Origin of the sequence: Streptomyces fungicidicus (assembly GCF_003665435.1) — a bacterium.
GTDB lineage: Bacteria > Actinomycetota > Actinomycetes > Streptomycetales > Streptomycetaceae > Streptomyces > Streptomyces fungicidicus.
In genome coordinates this window covers 5,227,246-5,247,476 of sequence record NZ_CP023407.1, presented here as the reverse complement: position 1 = coordinate 5,247,476, position 20,231 = coordinate 5,227,246, and the positions used below count along the sequence as shown (strand labels likewise).

Annotated in this window: 18 protein-coding genes; 10 read left to right on the top strand and 8 right to left on the bottom strand. The window is 72.9% G+C overall.

Going from position 1 to position 20,231, the window contains the following annotated elements:
* Positions 1 to 25: 25 nt before the first annotated feature.
* On the bottom strand, positions 26 to 841 hold the full coding sequence (locus CNQ36_RS24130; RefSeq protein WP_121547512.1) for a nuclease-related domain-containing protein: 816 nt from the start codon (positions 839 to 841) through the stop codon (positions 26 to 28).
* A gap of 99 nt (positions 842 to 940) precedes the next feature.
* Between CNQ36_RS24130 and CNQ36_RS24125 the strand changes: the two genes are divergently transcribed.
* The 8 genes from CNQ36_RS24125 (at position 941) to CNQ36_RS24090 (ending at position 8,717) form a co-directional block, all read left to right on the top strand.
* Positions 941 to 1,447 carry a protein-tyrosine phosphatase family protein gene (locus tag CNQ36_RS24125; RefSeq protein ID WP_121547511.1) on the top strand — a complete coding sequence of 169 codons (507 nt, stop codon included), beginning with the start codon at positions 941 to 943 and terminating at the stop codon, positions 1,445 to 1,447.
* 127 nt (positions 1,448 to 1,574) lie between these two features.
* A complete protein-coding gene (locus CNQ36_RS24120) occupies positions 1,575 to 2,474 on the top strand; it encodes an SH3 domain-containing protein (protein ID WP_121547510.1) in 900 nt (299 codons plus the stop codon).
* A gap of 43 nt (positions 2,475 to 2,517) precedes the next feature.
* The gene (locus CNQ36_RS24115) at positions 2,518 to 3,921 is read left to right on the top strand and encodes an FtsW/RodA/SpoVE family cell cycle protein (RefSeq protein WP_121547509.1); all 1,404 of its coding nucleotides are present in this window, start codon (positions 2,518 to 2,520) and stop codon (positions 3,919 to 3,921) included.
* Positions 3,918 to 5,372, top strand: coding sequence for a penicillin-binding transpeptidase domain-containing protein (locus CNQ36_RS24110; protein ID WP_004925707.1), 1,455 nt, complete (start codon positions 3,918 to 3,920; stop codon positions 5,370 to 5,372). Before CNQ36_RS24115 ends, CNQ36_RS24110 begins: the two co-directional genes overlap by 4 nt.
* A gap of 123 nt (positions 5,373 to 5,495) precedes the next feature.
* Positions 5,496 to 6,434, top strand: coding sequence for an AurF N-oxygenase family protein (locus tag CNQ36_RS24105; RefSeq protein WP_121547508.1), 939 nt, complete (start codon positions 5,496 to 5,498; stop codon positions 6,432 to 6,434).
* Between the two features lie 34 nt (positions 6,435 to 6,468).
* Positions 6,469 to 7,122, top strand: coding sequence for a TetR/AcrR family transcriptional regulator (locus CNQ36_RS24100; RefSeq protein WP_121547507.1), 654 nt, complete (start codon positions 6,469 to 6,471; stop codon positions 7,120 to 7,122).
* 28 nt (positions 7,123 to 7,150) lie between these two features.
* Complete coding sequence (locus CNQ36_RS24095; RefSeq protein ID WP_121547506.1) at positions 7,151 to 7,465, top strand: hypothetical protein; 315 nt, start codon at positions 7,151 to 7,153, stop codon at positions 7,463 to 7,465.
* A gap of 103 nt (positions 7,466 to 7,568) precedes the next feature.
* Positions 7,569 to 8,717, top strand: a complete 1,149-nt coding sequence (locus CNQ36_RS24090; RefSeq protein ID WP_121547505.1) for a C40 family peptidase — start codon at positions 7,569 to 7,571, stop codon at positions 8,715 to 8,717.
* On the opposite strand, the gene CNQ36_RS24085 is transcribed toward CNQ36_RS24090, so the two are convergent.
* The 5 genes from CNQ36_RS24085 to CNQ36_RS24065 are packed head-to-tail and all read right to left on the bottom strand — an operon-like array spanning position 8,690 to position 14,822.
* Complete coding sequence (locus tag CNQ36_RS24085) at positions 8,690 to 9,943, bottom strand: styrene monooxygenase/indole monooxygenase family protein (protein WP_121547504.1); 1,254 nt, start codon at positions 9,941 to 9,943, stop codon at positions 8,690 to 8,692. The genes CNQ36_RS24090 and CNQ36_RS24085 overlap by 28 nt on opposite strands.
* A gap of 20 nt (positions 9,944 to 9,963) precedes the next feature.
* Entirely contained in the window at positions 9,964 to 10,602 is a 639-nt protein-coding gene (locus CNQ36_RS24080; RefSeq protein WP_121547503.1) for a GTP-binding protein, read from the bottom strand.
* Positions 10,583 to 11,011 carry a DUF742 domain-containing protein gene (locus tag CNQ36_RS24075; RefSeq protein ID WP_004925724.1) on the bottom strand — a complete coding sequence of 143 codons (429 nt, stop codon included), beginning with the start codon at positions 11,009 to 11,011 and terminating at the stop codon, positions 10,583 to 10,585. Before CNQ36_RS24075 ends, CNQ36_RS24080 begins: the two co-directional genes overlap by 20 nt.
* Complete coding sequence (locus CNQ36_RS24070) at positions 11,008 to 11,529, bottom strand: roadblock/LC7 domain-containing protein (protein WP_121547502.1); 522 nt, start codon at positions 11,527 to 11,529, stop codon at positions 11,008 to 11,010. The genes CNQ36_RS24075 and CNQ36_RS24070 overlap by 4 nt, the downstream gene beginning before the upstream one ends.
* Positions 11,526 to 14,822 carry a sensor histidine kinase gene (locus CNQ36_RS24065; RefSeq protein WP_228313053.1) on the bottom strand — a complete coding sequence of 1,099 codons (3,297 nt, stop codon included), beginning with the start codon at positions 14,820 to 14,822 and terminating at the stop codon, positions 11,526 to 11,528. Before CNQ36_RS24065 ends, CNQ36_RS24070 begins: the two co-directional genes overlap by 4 nt.
* 397 nt (positions 14,823 to 15,219) lie before the next feature.
* Between CNQ36_RS24065 and CNQ36_RS24060 the strand changes: the two genes are divergently transcribed.
* Complete coding sequence (locus CNQ36_RS24060) at positions 15,220 to 16,014, top strand: protein phosphatase 2C domain-containing protein (RefSeq protein ID WP_121547500.1); 795 nt, start codon at positions 15,220 to 15,222, stop codon at positions 16,012 to 16,014.
* Positions 16,015 to 16,024: 10 nt separating this feature from the next.
* Here CNQ36_RS24060 and CNQ36_RS24055 read toward each other — a convergent pair whose 3' ends face one another.
* Positions 16,025 to 16,519, bottom strand: coding sequence for a MarR family winged helix-turn-helix transcriptional regulator (locus CNQ36_RS24055; RefSeq protein ID WP_121547499.1), 495 nt, complete (start codon positions 16,517 to 16,519; stop codon positions 16,025 to 16,027).
* A gap of 228 nt (positions 16,520 to 16,747) precedes the next feature.
* Between CNQ36_RS24055 and CNQ36_RS24050 the strand changes: the two genes are divergently transcribed.
* Complete coding sequence (locus CNQ36_RS24050; protein WP_121547498.1) at positions 16,748 to 17,572, top strand: lysozyme; 825 nt, start codon at positions 16,748 to 16,750, stop codon at positions 17,570 to 17,572.
* Between the two features lie 83 nt (positions 17,573 to 17,655).
* Here the strand turns inward: CNQ36_RS24050 and lon are convergent, their stop codons facing one another.
* A complete protein-coding gene (gene lon, locus CNQ36_RS24045) occupies positions 17,656 to 20,079 on the bottom strand; it encodes an endopeptidase La (RefSeq protein ID WP_121547497.1) in 2,424 nt (807 codons plus the stop codon).
* Positions 20,080 to 20,231 lie beyond the last annotated feature (152 nt).

Sequence of the window (20,231 nt, the reverse complement as noted above, 5' to 3'; positions counted from 1 at the left end):
GCGGTCCCGTCCGCGGCCGCCCGGCTCACAGGCGCGACCAGGTGTGCCGGTCCCGGGCGGCCGCGTGCAGGGCCTCCACGTCGGCCGGTTTCAGCACCCCGCCCGGGCGGGCCAGGCCCGGCACGTCCGCGTCGGTGAGCACGCGCACCCCGCGGGGCGGGACGTGGACGGTCACCTCCGAGGCGCCGACCAGGACGAGCACGGGACGGACCTCGGCCGTCAGGGCGTAGGAGGCGCGGTCGGCGTCGGCACGGACGCGGCGCAGCAGGGGGCGCGGTGCGTGGCGGCCCAGGGCGACCGAGGGGCCGTCGACCGTCACCCGCTGCCTGTGGGCGTACAGGGCGTGTACCGCGTAGAGGCCACCGGGTCCGATCAGCAGATGGTGGACGCGGTCGCCGCCGGGGAGCGGGATCGAGTGCAGGACGTGCCGGCCGGCGCCCTCCATGCGGTCCAGGGCCTCCCCCACCGTCCGCTCCGCCGTGAGCGCCCGGCGGCGCGGGTCGGGGCGGAGCCGACGGGGAGGGGCGGGGTCGCGGTCGAGGGCGACGAGGAGCGCCTCGCCGGGGCGGTTGGGCGCGAGGTCGTCGTCGGGGTGGAGGGCGAGACGTGCCAGCTCGGCGGGGGTGGGGACCGGGGGCGGTCCGACCGAGACCGGGCCGGTCAGGAACGGTCCCAGCGCGGTGAGGACGTCCTCCTCGTGAGGGCCGTGGGCCGCCTCGCCGAGCAGGTTCACCCTGGCCGCCCCGCGGTCGTACCAGGCGAGGTTCGTGCCGTCCGGGAGGCAGACGTACAGCCATTCCCGGCCGTGCCGGTAGGTCGGTATGACGCGCAGTCCGTCCATGCACCATCACCCCACGTCCATGGGAACAGGCGGGTGCTCCGGGGGCAAGAAGCCGGTTACCTTGGAGAGAAGTCGGACGGTGGGGGTGGGGAGGCGCCGTTGCGTACCCGCGGGAAGCAACCTGACGTACCGGCTCCGGACAGTCCGTGGAGCGAGATCGCGCCCGGTCTGTGGATGGGCGGGCACGAGTTCCGGGGCCTCTCCGGGCAGCTGGAGTCCGCCGTGGTGAACCGGCAGTTCGATCTTGTGCAAACTCTGCTGCGGCTGCCCGGGCACGGACCGGGCCACGGAGTCGAGCACCAGGTGTGGCCGATCCCGGACGGGCCGCTCGACGGGACACAGCTCGCGGGCGTGATCCGGCTGGCCGAGGCGGCGTGCGAGGCGCTGGACGGCGGCCGTACGGTCCTCGTGCGCTGCTTCCACGGGTACAACCGCTCGGGTCTGGTGGTGGCGCACGCGCTGATGCGGCGGGGCCGCACGGCGGAGTCCGCGATCCGGCTGATCCGCTCCCGCCGCTCGTCCTGGGCGTTGCACAACGACCTGTTCGTCGACTACCTCCGGGCGGGGCTGCCCACGGCACGGCTGCTGGAGGAGCTGACGGATTAGGCGCGACGGGTCACGCCGCCTTCGGGGGGCTCCGATGGCGCAGCAGGGCGGGCGGGTGCGGAGGGCCGCTCCTAGTGTGGCGATAAGTCACCTTCGATCCGATTTCCCCGCATGTGGAGGTACCGTCATGTCCCTGCGTCCCCCGCTCGCCCGCCGCCTGCCCATAGCTCTCGCCGCCGGGGCCTTCGCGGTCGCAGCCGCCGTCACTCCCGCCGTCGCCGCCGACGACCCGAACCAGGGCGGCGGCCAGGGGCACTGGAGCCAGCAGGGCGGCGGCAACGGAAACGGCAACACCCAGCAGAGCGGAAACGGCAACACCCAGCAGCAGGGTGGCGGCAAACAGCAGAGCGGCAACGGCCACCACCACCACCACAATCACAACAACGGCAACACCAACCAGCAGGGCGGCAACGGCAACCAGCAGGGCAGCCACACCAACCAGCAGGGCAACACCCAGCAGCAGAACGGCGCCGCCAACCAGCAGAACGGCAACAGCAACGCTCAGCAGCAGACCGGCAGCACCAACCAGCAGGCGGGGAACAGCCACCAGCAAGGCACCGCCAACCAGCAGGCCGGTAACGGCAACCAGCCGAGCAGCGGAAACCAGCAGGGGAACGCCAACCAGCAGAGCGGCGGCAACCAGAGCGGCAACGGCAACGGCAACCAGCAGAGCGGCGGGAACCAGCAAGGCAACGCCAACCAGCAGGGCAACGCCACTCAGCAAGGCAACGCCAACCAGCAAGCCGGCAAGGGTGACTTCGACAACCAGGCCGGTGGCAATCACGGCAACCAGGGCCAGTTCAAGGGTGTCGTCACCGCGAAGTCGCTGGCGCTGCGCAGCGCCCCGAACCGCGGTTCGCAGATCATCCGGTACGCCCACAAGGGCGACGTCGTCTCGATCTTCTGCAAGGTCCCGGGCGAGAAGGTGAAGGGCAACCCCCTCTGGTACCTCCTCACGGACGGCACCTGGGCGTGGGGCCCCGCCGCCCACATCGACAACATCGGCCCCGCGCCACGCTGGTGCTGACGCACGAAGCACTCAAGGCGCCCTATTTGGGTAAGTTCCGGACATGAGCAAGGCCGGTAACACCCTGGCGTCGGCGGATCCGCCCCCGCCCACCGCCCGCCTCACCGGGCGCCGGGGCGTCGAACTCGCCCTGATCGTCCTGGCCGTCCTGCTGTCGGTGTACGGCTACTGCGCCGTCGGCCTCGCCAGGAACGGCACCGTCCCGCCCGGCGCCGCCGGTTACGGCGCCGGGCTCGGCGTGCTCGCGCTGGTCGCCCATCTGGCGGTGCGCTGGCGCGCCCCGGGCTCCGATCCGGTGCTGCTGCCCATCGGGGTGCTGCTCAACGGCCTCGGTCTGGTGCTGATCTACCGCCTCGACCTGGAGACACCGGGCGACCCGGCGGCCCCGACCCAGCTGATCTGGTCGACGCTGGGGGTGGCGCTGTTCATCGGCGTCGTCCTGGTGCTGCGGGACCACCGGGTGCTGCAGCGCTACACCTACGTCTCCGTCACCGTCGCGCTGGTCCTGCTGACGGTCCCGATCCTGTTCCCCGCGGTGAACGGGGCGCGGATCTGGATCCGGGTCGCCGGATTCTCCATCCAGCCGGGCGAGTTCGCGAAGGTGCTGCTGGCGGTCTTCTTCGCCGCGTACCTCGCGGCCAACCGCAGCGCCCTCACCTACGCCGGCCGCCGCGTCTGGAAGCTGCAACTGCCCACCGGGCGGGTGCTCGGCCCGATCGTCGCCGTCTGGCTGGTCAGTGTGGTCGTCCTGGTGCTGGAGCGGGACCTCGGCACCTCGCTGCTGTTCTTCGGCCTGTTCGTGGTCATGCTGTACGTCGCCACCGGCCGCACCGGATGGATCGCCGTCGGGCTGCTGCTGGCCTCGCTGGGGGCGGTGGCGGTGGGCCGGCTGGAGCCGCATGTGCACCACCGGATCGAGACCTGGCTGCATCCGTTCGCCTCCATCGAGGCGGGCGAGGGCCCGAACCAGATCGCCCAGTCCCTGTTCGCCTTCGCGGAGGGCGGGACGCTCGGCACCGGGCTGGGGCTCGGGCACTCGGTGCTCATCGGGTTCGCGGTCAAGTCCGACTTCATCCTGGCGACGGCCGGGGAGGAACTGGGCCTGGCCGGGCTGTCCGCGATCATCCTGCTGTACGGGCTGCTGGTGGAGCGCGGCTACCGGGCGGGGCTCGCCCTGCGCGACCCGTTCGGGCGGCTGCTCGCCGTGGGTCTGGCCTCGCTCGTGGCGCTCCAGGTGTTCGTGATCGCGGGCGGGGTGACCGGGCTGATCCCGCTGACCGGGATGGCGATGCCCTTCCTGGCGCAGGGCGGCTCGTCGGTGGTGACCAACTGGGCGATCGTGGCGCTGCTGGTCCGGCTGAGCGACTCCGCGCGGCAGCAGGACGCCGGGGGCCCGCGCCCGGTGCCCCGTGACGCCCGGGAGAGCGACGGAGGTGCCCTGCGGTGACCCGGCACATCCGGCACGCCGCCGTCTTCTGCGCCCTGCTGCTGGTCGCCCTGCTGGTGAACGCCGCCCGTGTCCAGGTCCTGCACGCCGACGCCTACGACTCCAACCCGGCCAACCGCCGGGACACCATCGCCCGCTACCAGCAGCCGCGCGGCGACATCCTGGTCGACGGCCGGCCGGTCACCGGCTCACGGGACACCGGAGAGCACCTGCGCTACGAACGGACGTATCCCCTGGGGCCGTTGTACGCCCCGGTGACCGGCTTCGCCTCGCAGGAGTACGGCACGACACAGCTGGAGCACACGGAGGACCGGCTGCTGTCCGGCGTCGCGCCGGTACTCGCGCCCCTGCCGCTGTGGAACGAGTTCACGCGTTCCCGCAACGCAGGCGGCGACGTGGTGACGACGATCGACCCGGCGGCGCAGCGGGCGGCGTACGAGGGGCTGCGCTCGCGGAAGGGGGCGGTGGCGGCGGTCGAGCCGTCGACCGGACGGATCCTGGCGCTGGTGTCCGTCCCGTCGTACGACCCCGCGCTGCTGTCCGGGAACGGAGCTACAGCGCGGGACGCCTGGGCCCGGCTCAACGCCGACCCGGACCGGCCGATGCTGAACCGGGCGGTGCAGCGGACGTATCCGCCGGGTTCGACGTTCAAGGTGGTCACCGCGGCGGCGGCGCTGGACGCGGGCGTGGTGAAGGACCTGGACGAGCGGACCGACTCCCCCGACCCGTACACCCTGCCGGGGACGCGCACCCGGCTGGTCAACGGGGCCAAGGGCTGCGCCGACGCGACCGTGCGGGAGGCGTTCGTCCTGTCCTGCAACACCGTGTTCGCCAAGCTGGGCGTGGCCACGGGCGTGGACAGGATGAGGGAGACGGCGGAGAGCTTCGGCTTCAACGACGGCGACGTGCGGATCCCGTTCCGGGTGGCGGGCAGCACCTTCGACACCTCGGTGGACCGGGCGCAGCTCGCGCTGTCGTCGATCGGGCAGTACAACACGCGGGCCACGCCGCTGCAGATGGCGATGGTCGCGGCGGCCGTGGCGGGCGGCGGGCAGGTGCGGGAGCCGTATCTGGTGGAGCGGACCACACGGGCGGGCGGCGGCACGGTGTCGACGGCCGGATCGCGTCCGGTGCGGCGGGCGATGTTCCCGGCGACGGCGATCCGGATGCGGGAGCTGATGCGCGGGGTGGTGGAGGACGGCACCGGGAAGAAGGCGGCGATCCCCGGCGCCGTCGTCGGCGGCAAGACCGGCACCGCACAGCACGGTCTGGGCAACTCCGGCACGCCGTACGCCTGGTTCATCTCCTGGGCGCAGGGCGGCGAGGACATGGAGGCGAAGGTGGCGGTCGCGGTGGTCGTCGAGGACGCGGCGAACCGACGGACGATCAGCGGCGGCGGCACGGCGGCGCCGATCGCCCGGGCGGTGATGGAGGCGGTACTGAAGCCCTAGACCGGCCCCGGTGGAACCCGGCGTCAACAAGTCCCTTCCCGGGGATTGACGGGCTTGCTGACAGGGAGTCTCATAAATGGGTGACCGGCCGGTAACCCCGAGACGCCCCTGAGGTGGAACGTCATGACGACCCTGTCGGAAACCGACGCGCTCGATGGTCTGCGGGACGCGCTGGGGCTGCTCAAGGACCGGGAGCAGGTCGCCCGGCGACTGCTCGAGTCCTCCGCCAAGCACTCCTTCGACCCGGACAAGGAGCTGGACTGGGACGCGCCCTTCGAGGAGGGCAAGTGGTTCTGGCCGCCGGAGCTGGTGTCGCTCTACGGCACCCCGATGTGGAAGCGGATGAGCGAGGAGCAGCGCCTGCTGCTCTCCCGGCACGAGGCGGCGGCGCTGGCCTCGCTCGGCATCTGGTTCGAGCTGATCCTGATGCAGCTGCTGGTGCGGCACATCTACGACAAGGCCGCCACGAGCGCGCACGTCCGCTACGCCCTCACCGAGATCGAGGACGAGTGCCGGCACTCCAAGATGTTCGCCCGGCTGATCACCCACGGCGGCACCCCCTGGTACCCGGTGAGCCGGGTGCACCAGAACCTCGGCCGGCTGTTCAAGACGATCTCCACCACCCCCGGCTCCTTCACGGCGACCCTGCTCGGCGAGGAGGTCCTCGACTGGATGCAGCGGCTGACGTTCCCGGACGAGCGGGTCCAGCCGCTGGTCCGGGGCGTCACGCGGATCCACGTCGTCGAGGAGGCGCGGCACGTGCGCTACGCCCGTGAGGAGCTGCGGCGCCAGATGGTGACGGCGCCGAAGTGGTCGCAGGAGTTCACCCGGGTCACCTCGGGCGAGTTCGCCCGGGTGTTCTCCGTGGCGTTCGTGAACCCCGAGGTGTACACCAACGTCGGCCTGGACAGGCGCGCGGCCGTCGCCCAGGTCAAGGCGAGCGGGCACCGGCGGGACGTGATGCGGCAGGGGTCGAAGCGGCTGACGGACTTCCTGGACGACATCGGCGTGCTGCGCGGGGTCGGCCGGCAGCTGTGGCGGTCCTCGGGGCTCCTCGCGTAGACCGGCGCGCCGTACGGGCGGTTACGCTGCGGGCATGACCCCGCAGGCCCCCACCCCCGCCTACCGGCGGCTCAGTGTCGAGGAACGCCGCGGCCAGCTGCTCGAGGCCGCGCTGTCCCTCTTCGCCCACCGCGCCCCGGAGGACGTGTCCCTGGACGACGTGGCGGAGGCAGCCGGTGTGTCACGGCCGCTGGTCTACCGTTACTTCCCCGGCGGCAAGCAGCAGCTGTACGAGGCGGCCCTCAGGTCCGCCGCCGACGAGCTGCGGACCTGCTTCGACGAGCCGCACGAGGGCCCGCTGCTGCCCCGGCTGTCCCGGGCCGTCGACCGCTATCTCGCCTTCGTCGACCAGCACGACACCGGGTTCAGCGCGCTGCTCCAGGGCGGCAGCGTCGTGGAGACCTCCCGTACGACCGCGATCGTGGACGGTGTGCGGCGGGCCGCCGCCGAGCACATCCTCAGCCATCTCGGGGTCCCCGAACCGGGTCCCCGGCTCCGGATGACCATCCGGATGTGGATCACCGCCGTGGAGGCGGCCTCGCTGATCTGGCTGGACGAGGAGAAGCAGCCGCCGCTCGACGAGCTGCGGGACTGGCTCGTGGAGCAGTTCATGGCGGTGCTGGAGGTGACCTCGCGGCGCGACGCGCAGACCGAGGCGCTGGTCCGGGCGCTCGCCATGGATTTCTGACGGCCGGCGCATCGCCGACACTGGTGGCGTGAAGAGCGAAGACACCCCCTTCGAGGGCGGGCCCATGGACGGGCGCGTCCTGCCCGTGCTGCTGGGCATCACCGGGCATCCGCCGAAGACGTACCGCATCCCCGTCCCGGCCCCGGACGGCGGCCCGCCCACGGTGCTGGTCTACCGGCGGGTGCCCCGCGCCCGGGGCGCCCACACCGGGCTGACCCGCGGCTGGAAGTACTCGTACGACCCCACGGGGCGGACCGGCCAGGGCCGGAAGTGGCCGTGGTCGAAGCCCGTGCGCGACCAGGACGCCACGCCGAAGGGCAAGCCGGACGACGCCGACGGGTGACGGGCTTGCGCCGAACGCGCCGCCTCGGCGCGCGAACCCCGCGGACCCCCCTGATGCTCGCGATGCGGAGCGGACGAGCCGCCCCCGCGTCGGAGGTGACGGAGTGTCAGTAATTTTTCTGCGTCTGGTGTGCACGGCGCTGGCAGCCGGGGCCGTCCTCGCGCCGGTGCCCGCGGCGGCCGTCCCGGAACCGGGCGGCGGCACCGGCGAGCGCGGTGTCGCCGAGCTGCTGACGGAGCTTCAGACCCTGTACCGGGAGGCCGAGAAGGCCACCGAGACGTACAACGCCACCGAGGAGCGGCTGAAGCGGCAGCGCGCCGAGACGGTGCGGCTGGACCGGGCCCTCGCCCGCACCCGTACCTCCCTGCGGGACAGCCGGGGCGCGGCCGGGCGGCTGGCCCGGCAGCAGTACCAGAGCGTCACCGGCATCTCCCCCTACGTACGGCTGCTGCTCGCCCGCGATCCGCAGCACGCGCTCGAGCAGGGGCATGTGATCGGGCGGCTGGCGCGGGAGCGGGCGGAGACGGTGGGCCGGCTGACCGGCGACGAGAAGGAGGCCGGCGCGCTGGCCCGCCGCGCCCGCGAGGCCCTCGCCAGGCAACTCGCCCTCACCGAGCGGCGCAAGGAGCAGCGGGACGAGGTCGGCGAACGGCTCCGCTCGGTCGAGGCGCTGCTCGCCTCGCTCACCCCCGGGCAGCTCGCCGCGCTGGCGGAGCTGGAGCGCGCCAACGTGGCCGAGGCGCAGGACGCGCTGGTGACGTCGGGCGCGCTGGGCGCCGGCGGCGCGCCGTCGGCGGCGGGCGAACGGGCCGTGCGGTACGCCGTGGAGCAGCTCGGGAAGCCGTACGAGTGGGGTGCGGAGGGACCGGCCGCGTACGACTGCTCGGGGCTGACCTCCGAGGCGTGGGGCGCCGCCGGGACGCCGATCCCCCGCACCAGCCAGGAGCAGTGGGCGCGGCTGGAGCGGGTGCCGCTGACGGAGCTGCGGCCCGGTGACCTCGTGGTGTACTTCCCGGAGGCCACGCACGTCGCCCTCTACCTCGGCGACGGGATGGTGGTGCAGGCGCCCCGCCCCGGCGCGCGGATCAAGGTCTCCCCCGTCGCGGCCAACCCGGTGCTGGGCGCCGTGCGCCCCGACCCGGACGGGGAGCCCCTACGGCGGTATGTGCCGCCGGAGCTCCCCGAGGGCGTGACGGAGGGGTCGGACGAGGGGTACGACGCCGGTCAGGCGCCGGATACCTCGGCCAGGTAGGCGCCGGTCTTCTCCGGGTCGTAGAAGAAGTTCTCGAAGTCGGCCGGGTTGTTGAAGCCGTTGGCGAAGCGGTCGGCGACCGGCTGGAGCTGACCTGCGGCGCCGAGCAGGTTCAGGACGTGCTCCGGCGGCGGGGCGAGCATGGTGTTCGTCCACTTGGTGACGTGCCGCGCGGTGTCCCAGTAGCGGTCGAAGGTCCCCCGCATCCAGGTCTCGTCGAACTCCTTCTCGCCGTGCTCGAGGATCGAGGCGAGGTAGGAGGCGGCGCACTTGGAGGCCGAGTTGGAGCCCTGGCCGGTGATCGGGTCGTTGGCGACGACCACGTCGGCCACGCCCAGGACCAGTCCGCCCGAGGGCAGCCGGCCGACGGGGTTGCGGACGGTGGGGGCGTAGCGGCCGGCGAGGGTGCCGCCGGCGTCGGTGAGCTCCACCTTGGTGGCCCGCGCGTACTCCCAGGGGAGGAACTTCTCCATGAGTTCCAGGGTCAGCGCGAGGTGCTCCGCCGGGTCCTTGACGTCCTTGAAGGCGTCCAGCGGGCCGCCGGGGATGCCTTCCCAGAACAGGATGTCGGCGCGGCCCGAGGTGGTGAGCGTCGGCATGATGAACATCTCGCCGACACCGGGGACCAGGTTGCAGCGGACCGCTTCCGTCTCCGGGTGCTCGGGGCGCGGCGCCATGCCGTGGACGTAGGCCACCGCGAGGGCGCGCTGCGGCTCGCTGTAAGGGGACCGCTCCGCGTCACGGCCGAACATCTGGACGAGTTCGCCCTTGCCCGCCGAGACGAGCACGAGGTCGTAGGTGCGGGAGAAGTAGTCGAGGTCGCCGACCGCCGCGCCGTGGATGACCAGCTGGCCGCCGCGCTGGGCGAAGGTCTCCATCCAGCCGGCCATCTTCACCCGCTGGTCGACCGACTGCGCGAACCCGTCGAGCCTGCCCAGCCAGTCGATGGCGCGCTGCGACGGGCCCGGGTCGAAGGAGCCGGGGGCCGCGACCGAGACGCCGAGCCCCTCGATCTTCGGGGCCTGCGACTCCCAGAAGTTCAGCTGGAGGTCGCGCTCGTGCTGCAGGGCGGTGTGGAACATGCACTGGGTGGACATCACCCGCCCGGTACGGATCTCGTCCGCGGTCCGGTTGGACATCAGGGTGACCTCGTACCCGTGCGACTGGAGTCCGAGGGCGAGCTGGAGGCCGGACTGACCGGCTCCGACGACGAGTATCTTCCGCATACGGGGGAGCTCCTAAGGGACTACTCGGGGGTTTCGTCCAGCGCGTGGCCCACGAGGGACAGGAGGGTCTCGATGACCGAGATCCGACGGCGCGCATCCATGATCATTACAGGTATGTGCGCGGGGATCGTCAACGCCTCCCGTACGTCCTCGACCTCGAACCGCTCGCTGCCGTCGAAGTGGTTGACGGCGACGACGTAGGGCAGTCCGCAGCTCTCGAAGTAGTCCAGCGCGGGCCAGCAGTCCTTCAGCCGGCGGGTGTCGGCCATGACGACGGCGCCTATCGCGCCGCGCACCAGGTCGTCCCACATGAACCAGAACCGCTGCTGGCCGGGGGTGCCGAAGACGTAGAGCACCAGGTCGTCGTCGAGCGTGATGCGGCCGAAGTCCATGGCCACGGTGGTGCTCTGCTTGTCCGGCGTGGCGGTGAGGTCGTCGGTCTCCTCGCTCGCCTCGGTCATCAGCGCCTCGGTCTGCAGCGGCGTGATCTCCGAGACGGTGGTGACCAGTGTGGTCTTGCCGACGGCGAACCCGCCCGCGACCACTATCTTCGTGGCGATGGGCGCACGGGTGCGGTCCTGCTGCCAGGGCAGCAGGGGCTCGTCGTCCTCGACGAGCGGGGAGACGCCATGAGCGGCGTCAGAGACGACGGAGTCCACTCAGCACCCTTTCCAGCAGCACGCGGTCCGGGCGGCCCGTGCCGTGGCCGGTCCCCGTTCCGTAGACACGGATCTTTCCCTGGTCGGCGAGGTCGCTCAGCAGGACGCGGACCACGCCGAGCGGCATCTTCAGCAGCGCGGCGATCTCGGCCACCGTGCGCATCCGGCGGCACAGTTCGACGATGGCCCGCAGCTCCGGCATCACGCGGGAGGTGAGGTTGCCGTTCGTCAGTTCCCTGCGCTCGTCGGCGGCTTCCAGCGCGGCCGGGTTCGTACTGCCGACGAACGTCTCGACGAGCAGGACGTGGCCGAAGCGGGTGCGGCCGCCGGTGAGCGAGTACGGGCGGACCCGGGCGGGTTTGCGGTCACCGCCGCGGACCGGGAGGTGTTTCCTGGACTTACCGCTCATCGGGGACTCCCGGTGGACTCGTTCTCCAGGGACTGGCGCAGCTCGCTGCGGAGTTCGGGGGTCAGGACGTGGCCGGCCCGGCCGACGAAGAGGGCCATGTGGTAGGCGATCACGCTCATGTCGCAGTCCGCGGAGCCGTGCACGCCGAGCAGCGAGCCGTCGCTGACGGACATCACGAACAGACTGCCCTCGTCCATCGCGACCATCGTGTGCTTGACCGGGCCGTAGTCCATCAGCTTCGAGGCGCCGACGGTGAGGCTGCCGATGCCGGAGACGACGGTGGCGAGGTCGGCGGCGGAGCCGCGGGGGCCGGTGCGCTTCCCGGTCCCGGTCCCGGTTCCGGTGCCGGCTACCCGGGCCTCGTCGTTGCGGTTGTCGTCGGAGGAGAGGAGGAGCAGGCCGTCGGAGGAGACGACCGCGACGGAGAGGATGCCGGGCACCTCCTCGACGAGGTTGCTCAGCAGCCAGTGCAGGTTGCGGGCCTCACTGCTCAGTCCGACACTACTGGGCGCGGTCAACTGCTTGCCTCCTCGACAGTGCCCCCCGTGGTCTCTTCGGTTGCGGCGTCCGGGCCGGACGGTGTCCGGTGGTCACCGGTCCGCTCGGCGAGTTCCGCCTCGACGTCCCGGCGCCCGGCGTCCGCCCCCCGACGGAAGCCGCCCAGCCTGCGCCGCAGCGCGTCGGCGTCCACGGCCCCGGCGCGCCGGCGCGGTGCCGCGGCGGGCGCGGTGATCTTCGGTGTGCGCTTGGGCAGGCCCTTGGCGGTCACCGGTTCCTCGTCGCCGTCGGCCGCCCGGGCGTGCTCCGTACCGCCGTCCCGCCCTGCCGTCTCGACCGGCCGACGCGGAAGCGGGCTCCCGCCCGCGGGGGTCGGCGGAGCGGCTTCGTCCTCGGCCGGGTGACCGGCACCGGGAGCGGCTTCGTCCTCGGCGGTGTGACCGGCACCGGGGCGTACGGCCTCGTCGGCGCCCACGCCGGACGGCTGCTCGGCCGCGTCGGCGGGCCCGGTGTCACGCACGTCCGCGTGACCGGCGCCCGGACGGGCGGCTTCCGGAGCGGCCGGCTGCACCGGGATCAGCAGCTCCATCGTCATTTCGGCGGGCCGCTCGGACGGCACGTCCCGGCGCCCGGCGTCACCGGTCCCGCGCTCGTCCCCGCCCTCGGCCGCGACACCCTCACCGGAGGCCCGCTCGGACTGCTCCGCGGGGGTCGCCGCCGGCTCGTCGGCGGGGGCCGGCTCGGTGACGTCCGCGTCGTCCGCGAGGCCCGGGCCGGAGGTACCCGCGCGACTCGCGGAGCTCACCGTCGGCTCGTCGGCAGTGACCGGCGCCGCACGATCCGGCCCGGAGGCATCCGCGGAAACCTCGGAGCCGTCCGCGTCGTCCTCGAGGCCGGCCGCCGGGTCGCCCGCGTGGGCCCGCGCGGAGGTCTCCGCGGGGGTCGCCGCCGGCTCGTCGGCGCGGACCGGCGCAGCGGCGTCCGCACGGCCCGGCGTCGGCTCGCCGGCGCGGGCCGGGGCGGAGTCGTCCGCGGGGGTGTCCGTCGGGGTCCCGGTGTCGGGGAGACCCTGGTGGCGTACCGCCTTCTCCGCCAGGGCGACCAGCGGGTCGTCCGACTCCGCGCGGCCGTGCAGCACGTTGGAGTTGGCCTCGGCGTCGGCGCCCGGGAGGGAGTACGCGGGGGTGGCGACGGAGGCCGGGACCGCACCGGGGGCGGCGGCGGTCAGGAGGGGGTCGGGGAGGACGACGACCGCGGCGATGCCACCCTGCTTCTGCTCGCGCAGCTTGACCCGCACCCCGTGCCGGTGGGCGAGCCGGGCCACGACGTACAGGCCGAGGCCGAGACCGTCCTCGCCCTCGATGTCGTACGTGGTCTCCGGGTCGAAGCCGGACAGCCGGGAGTTGAGCCGCTCCAGCCGCTCGCCGGTCATGCCGATGCCCTCGTCCTGGACGGAGAGCATGACCTCGCCGTTCTCCAGCAGCCAGCCGGAGACCTCGACGGGCACGTCGGGCGGGGAGGACGCGGTGGCGTTCTCCATGAGCTCGGCCAGCAGGTGGGACAGGTCGTCCGCCGCGAAGCCGGCGATGTGCGCGTGCGGGGGCAGCGCGGCGATCCGGACCCGCTCGTACCGCTCGATCTCGCTGACCGCGGCCCGTACGACGTCCACCAGCGGGACCGGGCCCGCCGTGTTCCGGCCGTGCTCGGTGCCGGCGAGGACCAGGAGGTTCTCGCTGTGCCGGCGCATCACCGTGGCGAAGTGGTCGAGCTTGAACAGGGTGGCCAGCCGGTCCGGGTCGTCCTCGCGCTCCTCCAGCCCCTCGATGACGCCGAGCTGACGCTCGACCAGTCCGAGGGTGCGCAGGGCGAGGTTGACGAACGTACCGCCGATGCCGGAGCGCAGCCGCTCCAGATGGGCGGCGGACTCGGCGAGTTCGGTGCGCAGCTCCTCGCGGGCGTCGGCCATCTTCTGCCGCTGGCCGACGAGGTGCTTGCGGTCGGCCTCCAGCGTGCCGATCCGCGCGGTGAGCGCGGCGGCGTGCGCGTGCAGGGCGTTGACGGAGCGGACGACCTGCGCGAACTCGTCGTTGCGTCCGGTGAAGGCGACCGGCTCCTGGGTGGTGGGGTCCTCCGCCTCGGCGAGGCGGGCGGAGCCCCGGCGCAGCACCGACAGCGGGCGGGTGAGCGTGCGGGCCATCGCGGTGGCGACGCCGATCGCGAGCAGCATCAGCGCGCCGAGCGCGGCGACCCGGATCTCCAGCGCGGTGACGTCGTCGTCACGCAGCTGGGCCAGGTCCTTGGTGCGCTTGTCGAAGAGCGCGGACTCGACGCCGCGCATCGTCTCGACCCGCGCGGTGAGCGCGGCCCGCAGCTTCTTGACGTCGGTGTCGAGTTCGTCGTCGGCGAGGGCCGGCTCGTCGGTGAGGGCCGCGAGGTACTTCTCGGCGGTGTCGACCTCGGGGCCGGTGACCGTGGAGTCGTAGGAGGCGCGGGCGTCCTTGGGCGCGGTGTCGCGGAAGTCGGCGAGGGCCGCGTCGGAGCGCAGCCGGGCCTGGAGCGCGGCGGCGGTCAGCGCGTCGCGCCGCTTGGTGTCGGCGTCCGAGGAGCCGGTGGTGGTGGAAGGCAGGCCGGTGATCGGGTCGATCACGGTCTGGGTGTTGCTCGGCACGTTCAGCGCGGCGAGCAGCAGTCCGCGGGTGGCGGCGGCCTGCTGGACGGCGGAGTCCAGCTCGGTCAGCGCGTGGGCGCCGGAGCCCGCGCGCGGCGGTGTCAGCTCCGCCAGCTGGTCGGCGAGCCGGTGCAGCCGGGTGATGGCGGTGGAGTACGCCTGGTGGGCCTCGAGGGCGCTGCTCTTGCCGGTGAGCGCCGCACGGCGCACGGCCGCGACGGCGTCGAGGCCGTCGCGCAGTTCCTCGGGGAGGTCGGTGTCCGTGCGCAGCTCCTCGACCTGCCGGTCGACGCGGGCGCTGTGCTCCTCGGTGGGCGCCTTGGACTTGGAGCGTCCCGCCGCGATGTAGGGGACGACCTCGTCGCGCTCGTCGGCGAGGGAGTGCGCCAGGGTGACGGCGTCCTGGGTCTGCTCCGCGAGCGTCACCAGTTCCTGCGAGTCGCTGAGGTCCCCGGAGGCCGCGAGTACGGAGGGGGCGCCGGCGGCGGCTATCGCTGCGGCCACCACCGCCACGGCGACGATGAGCCGGTTGCGCACATGGGTGGGGCGACCCCTGCCGACCGTGGGCGCCTGCTCAGCGTCCCCCGCGGGGGCCGTCTGCTTGCCTGTGCGACGAGGCCGCGACTTCTGCACCGGTGCTCGCATTCCTGACTCGTGTACCCGTTTGGCCCGGGTGACGCTCCGTCAACGGGTGCGGGCGTCCACGCCGAGCTCTTGGCCGTGCTCGGACAGCGAGGCGCCCCCATCGCTCCCCGACCCTCCCAGTGGGCGTGGACAGTGGATGCGCATCACCTGACCCGCCACTCGAAGGAGTGAACCCCGGACGTGAGTTGGTGGGCAAGTTCCGTTGCACCGGGCAGCGGCCGGGCGCGGCACGCCGGTTGGACGTCCCCGGCGGGCGAGTGGCAATATTCGCCGCCACGCCTTCCCGGAGCATCGTAATTGCCCCCAAACCAGGCGGCTGACCTGCGCGGCTGGGTGGATCCGGCGACGGGGTGGGGCCTTTCGCGACCCTTGTGGAGGGCTCGTGCAGACTGGCCGGATGCGTACGGAGCTTGTTTCGGAGCCCGGTGGGCCCGGCCGTCCCAACGAGGACTTCGCGAGCGTCGGGCTTCCCGCTTCCGGGCTGGGCGGCTCGCTCGTGGTGCTGGACGGGGTCACGCCGCCGCGGGACGGGGGCGGCTGTCTGCATTCCGTTCCCTGGTTCACCGCGCGGCTCGGCGGCGCGCTGACCGAACTGACCGTTTCCCTCCCGGATGTTCCGCTGCCCGAGCTGCTGTCCCGGGCTTTGATCCGTACCGCCGACAGCCACGCGGCAACCTGTGACCTTTCTCACCCCCGCACACCTCAGGCGACGGTGGTGCTGGCGCGCTGGTCACCGGCGTCGGTCGAGTACCTGGTGCTGTCCGACTCGGCGCTGCTCGCCGGGTCCCCGGACGGCTCGGTCACCGCGCTGCTGGACGACCGGCTGGACCGGCTGCCCCGCTCCGCCCTGGCCACGCACGCCCTGGTGGACACCACGCTGCGCAACAAGGAGGGCGGTTTCTTCACGGCGGCCGCCGATCCCTCGGTGGCGTCCCGCGCGGTCGCCGGGTCGCTGCCCCGCGAGGAGGTGCGCACGCTGACCGCGCTGACGGACGGGGCGGCGCGCTGGGTGGAACGGTTCCACCAGGGCGACTGGGCGGACTGTCTCGCCCTGGTCCGCGAGGAGGGGGCGCGGTCCCTGGTGGACCGCGTACGGGACCTGGAGCGGGCGGACTCCGGCCTGGTGCAGCCGCGCGCGGGAAAGACGCACGACGACGCGACCGTGGTCCACGTGGAGCTCTCACCCCGTTAGCGCAGCCCCGTCACTTCTCCGTCCCCCGGTTCAGCTGGTTCAGCAGCCGGGCGAGTTCCGTGACCTCGGCGGGGTCCCAGTCGGCGAGCCGTCCGGCGTAGCGGGCGCGGCGGGCCTCGCGGACCCTGCTCACCCGTTCGCGTCCCTCCCGTGTGACGGCGACCAGCCAGGCGCGGCCGTCGGCGGGGTCCGGCTCGCGGGCGACGAGCCCGAGCTCCTCCAGCGCGCGCAGCTGGCGCGACATCGTCGCCTTGCCGACGCCGATGTAGGCGGCGAGCTCGGTGGCCCGCTGCCCGCCGCACTCATCCAGACGGACCAGCAGCCCGTACGCGGACGGCTCCAGGTCGGGATGGACCGCCCGGGCCATCTCTCCCTGGCTGGCCCGGGCGCGCCGCAGCAGCACCGTCAACTCGCGTTCCAGCGCGAGGAATCCGGGCTGGTTGACACCCCTCGCGGGCTCCGGGGTGGCGGCGTGTTCCGCGCCGCCGTTTCCGTCTTCGTGCACGTCTGTCCCTGCTTCGGTTCTCCGGTGCGGAGGGTGTCCCGCCAAGTGGCGACGCCTCCGCAGCTCCACCAGTATTTCGCAGGCGTGGACCGATCGCGGTGAGCGGCCGCTCCGCCCCGTCGCGGTCCACGCGGGCAGTTCCCCCACCAGGCGACTACGTGGCATGCCCACTACATGCGATGTGGGTCACATTCCGGGTTCGCCCCACCGACCGTTCGGAGATGCGTCATGCCTGTGCACAGCTCCCGCCTCACCCGTATACGCGCGCTCGGGACCGCCGGCGCGGTCCTGCTCGCGGTCCTCTCCCTTCCCCCGGCGGCCGTGGCCGCCGAATCCGCCCCCACCACTCCCCCTCGCGGCTCCGCCCACATGGGCATGGGCGTGGTCGGCCACGACGGCCAGGACGGCCTCCCCACCGCCCGCTCCACCCAGACGGAGGGTGTCGACGTCTCCAGCCACCAGGGGAACGTCGCCTGGAACACCCTGTGGAACAGCGGGGTCAGATGGGCCTACGCCAAGGCCACGGAGGGCACCTACTACAGCAACCCGTACCACTCCCAGCAGTACGACGGCTCCTACGACGTCGGCATGATCCGCGGCGCCTACCACTTCGGCACGCCCGACACCGCGAGCGGCGCCGCGCAGGCCGACTACTTCGTCAACCGCGGCGGCGGCTGGACCGCGGACGGACGCACCCTGCCGGGCGTGCTCGACATCGAGTGGAACCCGTACGGTGACGCCTGCTACGGCAAGTCCGCGAGCGGGATGGTGAGCTGGATCCGCGACTTCCTGGATCAGTACAAGGCCCGCACCGGCCGGAACGCCGTCATCTACACGGCCACCAGCTGGTGGAAGCAGTGCACCGGCAACTACTCCGGCTTCGCCGCCACCACTCCCCTGTGGATCGCCCGGTACGCCTCCACCGCGGGCGAACTGCCCGCCGGCTGGAGCACGTACACGATGTGGCAGTACACCTCGACCGGACCGACCGTCGGTGACCACGACCGCTTCAACGGCACCCTCGACCGGGTACGCGCCCTCGCGCTCGGCTGAACCGGCGGGCTTCCCGCCGGAGACGGTGAAAGGCCCGGGCCTCCCTCACGGGACCCGGGCCTTCCCTCATCCGGTCGCGTCCGTCACGCCGCGACCGGAACCTCGGGGGCAGCGCCGCTGGTGGCCGGCGACAGCGCCAGTTCGAGCACCTGGCGGACGTCGGTGACGGCGTGGACGTCGAGCCCGTCCAGCACCTCCGCCGGGACGTCGTCCAGGTCGGGCTCGTTGCGCTTGGGGATGATCACGGTGGTGATCCCCGCGCGGTGCGCGGCGAGCAGCTTCTGCTTCACCCCGCCGATCGGCAGCACCCGCCCGGTCAGCGAGACCTCACCGGTCATCGCCACATCGGTGCGGACCAGCCGGCCGGAGAGCAGCGAGGCCAGGGCGGTGGTCATCGTGACGCCCGCGCTGGGGCCGTCCTTGGGGACCGCGCCGGCCGGGAAGTGGATGTGCGCGCCACGGTCCTTCAGGTCGCCCACCGGCAGTTCCAGTTCGGCGCCGTGACTGCGCAGGAAGCTCAGCGCGATCTGCGCGGACTCCTTCATCACGTCACCCAGCTGGCCGGTCAGGGTCAGTCCCGCCGCGCCCGTCTCCGGGTCGGCCAGGGACGCCTCCACGTAGAGGACGTCCCCGCCGGCGCCGGTCACCGCGAGTCCGGTGGCGACACCGGGGACGGCGGTGCGGCGCTCGGCCGGGTCCTGCGCGGACTCGGGCACGTGGTGCGGCCGGCCGATCAGGTCCCGCAGGTCCGCCGCGGTCACGGTGAAGGGCAGCTCGCGCTCGCCCAGTTCGTGCCGGGCCGCGACCTTGCGCAGCAGCCGCGCGAGGGACCGCTCCAGGGTGCGCACCCCGGCCTCGCGGGTGTACTCGCCGGCCAGCTTGCGCAGCGCGCCCTCGTCGACCGTCACCTCCTCCGCGGCCAGTCCGGCCCGCTCCAGCTGGCGCGGGAGCAGGTGGTCGCGGGCGATGACGACCTTCTCGTCCTCGGTGTAGCCGTCGAGGCGGACCAGCTCCATACGGTCGAGCAGGGCCTCCGGGATGGCTTCGAGGACGTTGGCCGTCGCCAGGAACACGACGTCGGACAGATCGAGCTCGACCTCCAGGTAGTGGTCCCGGAAGGTGTGGTTCTGCGCCGGGTCGAGGACCTCCAGCAGGGCGGCCGCGGGGTCGCCGCGGAAGTCGGAGCCGACCTTGTCGATCTCGTCCAGCAGGACGACCGGGTTCATCGAGCCGGCCTCCTTCACCGCCCGCACGATCCGGCCGGGCAGCGCGCCGACGTAGGTGCGGCGGTGGCCGCGGATCTCGGCCTCGTCGCGGACGCCGCCGAGGGCGACGCGGACGAACTTGCGGCCCATCGCGTGGGCCACGGACTCGCCGAGCGAGGTCTTGCCCACGCCGGGCGGGCCGACCAGGGCGAGCACGGCGCCGCCGCGCCGCCCGCCGACCACGCCGAGACCCCGGTCGCTGCGCCGCTTGCGCACCGCCAGGTACTCGGTGATCCGCTCCTTCACGTCTTCCAGGCCCGCGTGCTCCGCGTCCAGCACGGCCCGGGCGCCCCGGATGTCGTACGCGTCCTCGGTGCGCTCGTTCCACGGCATCTCCAGGACCGTGTCGAGCCAGGTACGGATCCAGGAACCCTCGGGCGACTGGTCGGAGGACCGCTCCAGCTTGTCGACCTCCTTGAGCGCGGCCTCGCGGACCTTCTCCGGCAGGTCGGCGGCCTCGACCCGGGCGCGGTAGTCGTCGGACTCCTCCGCGGAGTCCTTGCCCCCCTCGCCGTTCAGCTCGCGCAGCTCCTTGCGGACGGCCTCCAGCTGGCGGCGCAGCAGGAACTCGCGCTGCTGCTTGTCGACGCCCTCCTGGACGTCCTTGGCGATGGTCTCGGCGACGTCCTGCTCGGCGAGGTGGTCGCGCAGCTGCTGGGTGGCGAGCTTCAGCCGGGCCACCGGGTCGGTGGTCTCCAGCAGGGCGACCTTCTGCTCGGTGGTCAGGAACGGCGAGTAGCCGGAGTTGTCGGCGAGCGCGGAGACGTCGTCGATGGCCTGGACCCGGTCGACGACCTGCCAGGCGCCGCGCTTGCGCAGCCAGGCGGTGGCGAGCGCCTTGTACTCCTTGACGAGTTCGGACACGTGTCCGGGCAGCGGCTCCGGCACGGAGTCGTCCGTCCGGGTGCCCTCCACCCAGAGCGCCGCGCCGGGCCCGGTCGTCCCGGCGCCGATGCGCACGCGGCCCCGCCCTCGGATCAGGGCGCCCGGATCGCCGTCGGCCAGTCTGCCGACCTGCTCGACCGTGCCCAGCACGCCCATGCCGGCGTAGGTCCCGTCGACGCGTGGCACCAGCAGCACCCTGGGCTTGCCCGGGGCTGACCGGGCGGCGGCCTGGGCGGCCTCCACCGCGGCGCGCACCTCGGAATCGCTCAGGTCCAGCGGAACCACCATCCCCGGCAGCACGACCTCGTCGTCGAGCGGCAGCACGGGCAGGGCGAGCGGTGTGGACTCAGCAGCCATGATCTCCCCTTCGGCAGTCAAGTTGAGCTATGCCGACTCAATGCTCCTGAGCCGCCGAATGTTCCCGGGGGCGCGTTCGCTCTGAGCGATCATCGTTCCGGGGTCCCTGAGGTGCCGGCCGCCGCGGGAAGGGGAGCTGTCAGGATGAACGC

Coding starts and splice junctions, on each gene's coding strand:
- CNQ36_RS24130 (WP_121547512.1), bottom strand. CDS start 841: ATGGACGGACTGCGCGTCATACCGACCTACCGGCACGGCCGGGAATGG.
- CNQ36_RS24120 (WP_121547510.1), top strand. CDS start 1,575: ATGTCCCTGCGTCCCCCGCTCGCCCGCCGCCTGCCCATAGCTCTCGCC.
- CNQ36_RS24115 (WP_121547509.1), top strand. CDS start 2,518: ATGAGCAAGGCCGGTAACACCCTGGCGTCGGCGGATCCGCCCCCGCCC.
- CNQ36_RS24105 (WP_121547508.1), top strand. CDS start 5,496: ATGACGACCCTGTCGGAAACCGACGCGCTCGATGGTCTGCGGGACGCG.
- CNQ36_RS24100 (WP_121547507.1), top strand. CDS start 6,469: ATGACCCCGCAGGCCCCCACCCCCGCCTACCGGCGGCTCAGTGTCGAG.
- CNQ36_RS24085 (WP_121547504.1), bottom strand. CDS start 9,943: ATGCGGAAGATACTCGTCGTCGGAGCCGGTCAGTCCGGCCTCCAGCTC.
- CNQ36_RS24075 (WP_004925724.1), bottom strand. CDS start 11,011: ATGAGCGGTAAGTCCAGGAAACACCTCCCGGTCCGCGGCGGTGACCGC.
- CNQ36_RS24065 (WP_228313053.1), bottom strand. CDS start 14,822: ATGCGAGCACCGGTGCAGAAGTCGCGGCCTCGTCGCACAGGCAAGCAG.
- CNQ36_RS24060 (WP_121547500.1), top strand. CDS start 15,220: ATGCGTACGGAGCTTGTTTCGGAGCCCGGTGGGCCCGGCCGTCCCAAC.
- CNQ36_RS24050 (WP_121547498.1), top strand. CDS start 16,748: ATGCCTGTGCACAGCTCCCGCCTCACCCGTATACGCGCGCTCGGGACC.
- lon (WP_121547497.1), bottom strand. CDS start 20,079: ATGGCTGCTGAGTCCACACCGCTCGCCCTGCCCGTGCTGCCGCTCGAC.